Below are 3,543 nucleotides of genomic sequence, written 5' to 3'. Positions count from 1 at the left end.
CACGATCGCCGCCACCGGCACCAAAGCTGCGGCGCTCCCCGCCACCCTCACGCGGAGCACGATCACCAAAGGGCTTCCGGTCACGATCGCCGCCACCGCTGTACGGCGGCTTCCGGTCACGATCGCCGCCACCGGCACCAAAGCTGCGGCGTTCGCCGCCACCCTCACGCGGAGCACGATCACCATAGGGCTTCCGGTCACGGTCACCGCCACCGCTGTACGGCGGCTTCCGGTCCCCGTCACGCGCCGGACGTTCACCGAAAGGCTTACGATCGCGGTCGCTGGAGGAAGGACGGTCCCCCTGTGCGCCCCGATCGTCACGAGCCCGGTAGCCACGCGGATCGCCGCCGGAGTTGTTGGTGCCGCGGAATCCACCGCCGCCCGAAGTGCGTCCTCCGCCAAAGTTGCCGCGGTCGTTGCCGCCGCGATTACCGTCGTTGTGCTCAGCCATGCTGGATTCCTCCTGTTATGAGCTGACCACTGGCGCAATCGCAGCCGCTCTATTCCGTGTTTCGTTCCTACGCAACCCGAAATCAAGCGCTTCGAAGTCCGTACATCTCATCCAATTCTAGGCGAGTCCCCTGCGCTCGGCTAACGGCAACGGCTGATTCGGCCCTCCCGGTGTCCAGCTGGCTCCTCACGGTTCGTGAAGCGCCAGCGACCACGACGACCTCCATCTCGGGCCACAGTGCGAACAAGGGGCGCTAGCCAATATGCGTGGCCGTCCGGCATCCTCGAGCAGAACCCTGGAGTTGCTCGTTCGCGTCCTCGCGTAGTGCAGAAAGATGGAGGGCAGCAGCACACTGAGTGTTCCTTGACCTTCACACGGCGTCGACCCTGCCTCTCGGCTAGCCGGCGTCGAGATCTCAACTTTCGGCGGGCCCCGATTCTACGGAGGCCCACTGTCCGGGATCTTCGACACCGCAATCCGGCAGGGCACACGAGGCGTGGCCTTCGGGACGCTATACCCGGGAGCCGCTGTCCATGTCCCCTGACAACCGGACCTACGTATCAGCGGCCTTCAAGGCCTCAGGCGGGAACAGGGCATCAGCAGGCCCGATTTGGACCAGCCAATGGGAGAAACCTGAATAGGACGAGTCTCGTAGTCTTGTGCCCCGACGCATGCCTCCAGCGACGTGCGCACTCCTTCTCGCCATGATGGTCCCAGCTCCCTGGCCACCTGCGTGGGAAAGTATGACGTGGCCAGCAGAACAGCAAATGCCACAAGTACCCCTGCTGATGCCCGGGGCCGGGTACCCTGCAGGGAATCTGCAAGTAACGGAAACAGCGCCAGAATGAACATCGCCGGTATGGCCGAGTACCTGGTCAGGATGGACGTAGCCCAGTCGCTTTCAGTGAAGTGGACATAGTCGAACTGAGCGCCCGGATTCGCCACGAGGCAGGCAGCCCACAAGCCGAAGGACGCGGTAACGAACAGCAGCGCCAGAAGGCGTTGCTCGTGTTTGGATCTCAGCAACAGATATGCGAGCGAGGCGGCAATTGGAAGAAAAGCGAGTATCACGGGGCCTGCCCCGAAATTCACAATGTTGACTCCCATACTGCGCGACGATCCGAAGAAGACCACGCCGGCCATATTGATAAACCAGCCCAGCACAACCGACATCGGGTCCAAGGGGTGGCCGTTGCTCGGGCTTCGCGGATAGAGAAGTGTCGTGTAGATCTGGAAGCCAGCACCGATAATCAGGCCAGCCCGTGCCGGCCAGAACGCCTTACGCCGGATATGCAAGAGTGCTAAAGGCAGGAACACGAGAGAAATCACTTCAGTGAGCGCCGACAGGAGAGCCGCCAAGAACAGAAGGACGCCTTCGGGTCGGCTTCGGACCGGCTTGAGTAGAAGCCATGGCATGAGCCAGAGGAGATACCAATGGATATTCGCCGTGTTGCCGAGAATTTCGTAGGGCCCAACGCTCAGAAGCACCGGGATTGCCGCCCAGGCAATTCTCACCCGAATGTTACCGGTAAGTGCGGAGGCGCAGTGGAACGTCAGGTAGGCAACGACGGCAACGACAAGGCAGGAGATATAGGCCAGGCCCACGGCGAAATCTTCCACCGGAAGGAAACGGACGATCACCGCTCCGAACAACCGCGGCAACACGTGCAAGTAGCCTTCATACGGGGCAAATATTGAACTTGGACCGCCCCCGGACATGGCTTGGCGTAGGAATACAGGACCGTCTTCCGCCCATACGGTATCCAGGACGGACTGCGGCAGCCTGAAGAACGAAATAAAGGAAGTGGCTGCAACAACTAGGACGGCGATGGCCGCACGAGTGGCCGTGACTGTCAATCGAATGTCCTCCGTGTTTATGCACATCAGGACCGATCGCCCCCACGTAGGGCTCTGGTCACTGCGTGTATGCTCAGCCATCAAATATAGCCCAATGCACCGGATCCTTTTGCCCATCCCCCCGACCTCGGGCCATGGCCGCTCCTGTTCACGTGCCGCCGCAGGCGAATCCTCAGACCATCACGATGGCTGTCCGGCTGGCAGAAACGTGCGCTGGCATGGGGCGACGCGGCCAGCGGTGGATCCACACGGTACCAATGGTCCAGCCTTCAGAATCGCACTCAACGTTTTGAGGAAAGTTCCCCACCACTGACGGACAGCCGGAAGCGGGCGTACATTTCGGCGAATTCGCGCCTTGCATTTGACGGCTATCTGGGACGGCCAACGACTTCGCTATGATCGATCGCAGCAAGCCGTGTTGGTGTTCTCGTTGAATCCGCGCTGCCAGGGGCTGGCGGGGTGGCACAAGTACGCATCATGTCCGTAGCGATGCCGAATGACTTGTGCAGGGCCATTTGCGCGCCCTGGTCCCAGGTCAGGGATCCGCGCAGACGATGCGGCAGCGTGGCCATGGTCTTGAGGAGACCGTCCCACACGGATTGGGCGGTGTCGTCTGTGAGACGGCGCATGAGCATCATGTAGCGGGTGGTGTGCGTTCCACGAGCGTTGCGATCGCCGACTGGTTGGAGGCTCCGTTTGTGAAGGCACCTTCCCAGCGCCCCGGAACGGCGTAATCGAGCAGTTTCCCGGGTGCGGCCGGTTTGCTGTTCCGGTAGTGAGTCTGTTTCGCCGACTGGCGTCGGGCTGAGGAAAGCCATGCCGGTAGCGCTCGGCGAGTTCGAGCAGGTGGAGATGTTGATGCCGAGCCGCCCGGCGGCCGAGCTGACGCTGTCAGGCTTCCGCAGCACGCCCAGGAACTCCTCCGCCGCGGCCGCTGTGCGGCGTTGTTGCGTGGGTGCATTTCATGGTTCTGGTTGTGCCGGGCTTCCCGGCCGCGTGATTGACCCGGCCGGCCCAGGAATTCGCCGTGCTGGTGTTCAGCCGCAGCTCTCTCTGGCCGCTGCGACAATGTTGCTCGACCGTTAAATGCGGGAGGGCCCCGACCGTGTGGTCGGGGGCTCTCCGGGGTTTAACGCGGGAGGGCCCCGACCGTGTGGTCGGGGGCTCTCCGGGGTTTAACGCGGGAGAGCCCCGACCGTGTGGTGGGGGCTCTCGACCGTTTAATGATGTTCCGG

General features: G+C 62.3%; 2 protein-coding genes and 1 pseudogene. 1 reads left to right on the top strand and 2 read right to left on the bottom strand.

The window, feature by feature from the left end:
* Positions 1–472, top strand: a 472-nt coding sequence (locus tag QK291_RS18520) for a hypothetical protein (protein WP_282384288.1), incomplete at its 5' end; no start/stop codon positions are given.
* A 549-nt stretch (positions 473–1,021) separates the two neighbouring features.
* On the opposite strand, the gene QK291_RS18515 is transcribed toward QK291_RS18520, so the two are convergent.
* Together QK291_RS18515 and QK291_RS18510 are read right to left on the bottom strand one after the other, a co-directional pair.
* Positions 1,022–2,308: a hypothetical protein gene (locus tag QK291_RS18515; RefSeq protein ID WP_282384287.1), complete on the bottom strand. Its 1,287-nt coding sequence runs from the start codon at positions 2,306–2,308 to the stop codon at positions 1,022–1,024.
* A 403-nt stretch (positions 2,309–2,711) separates the two neighbouring features.
* Positions 2,712–3,059: pseudogene (locus QK291_RS18510) on the bottom strand (IS30 family transposase); the annotation flags it as partial.
* Positions 3,060–3,543 lie beyond the last annotated feature (484 nt).

Origin of the sequence: Arthrobacter sp. AL12, from assembly GCF_029960645.1 — a bacterium.
Taxonomy (GTDB): domain Bacteria; phylum Actinomycetota; class Actinomycetes; order Actinomycetales; family Micrococcaceae; genus Arthrobacter.
Note: the sequence above shows the minus strand (reverse complement) of the source record. Positions and strands in the feature narration are given on the sequence as shown.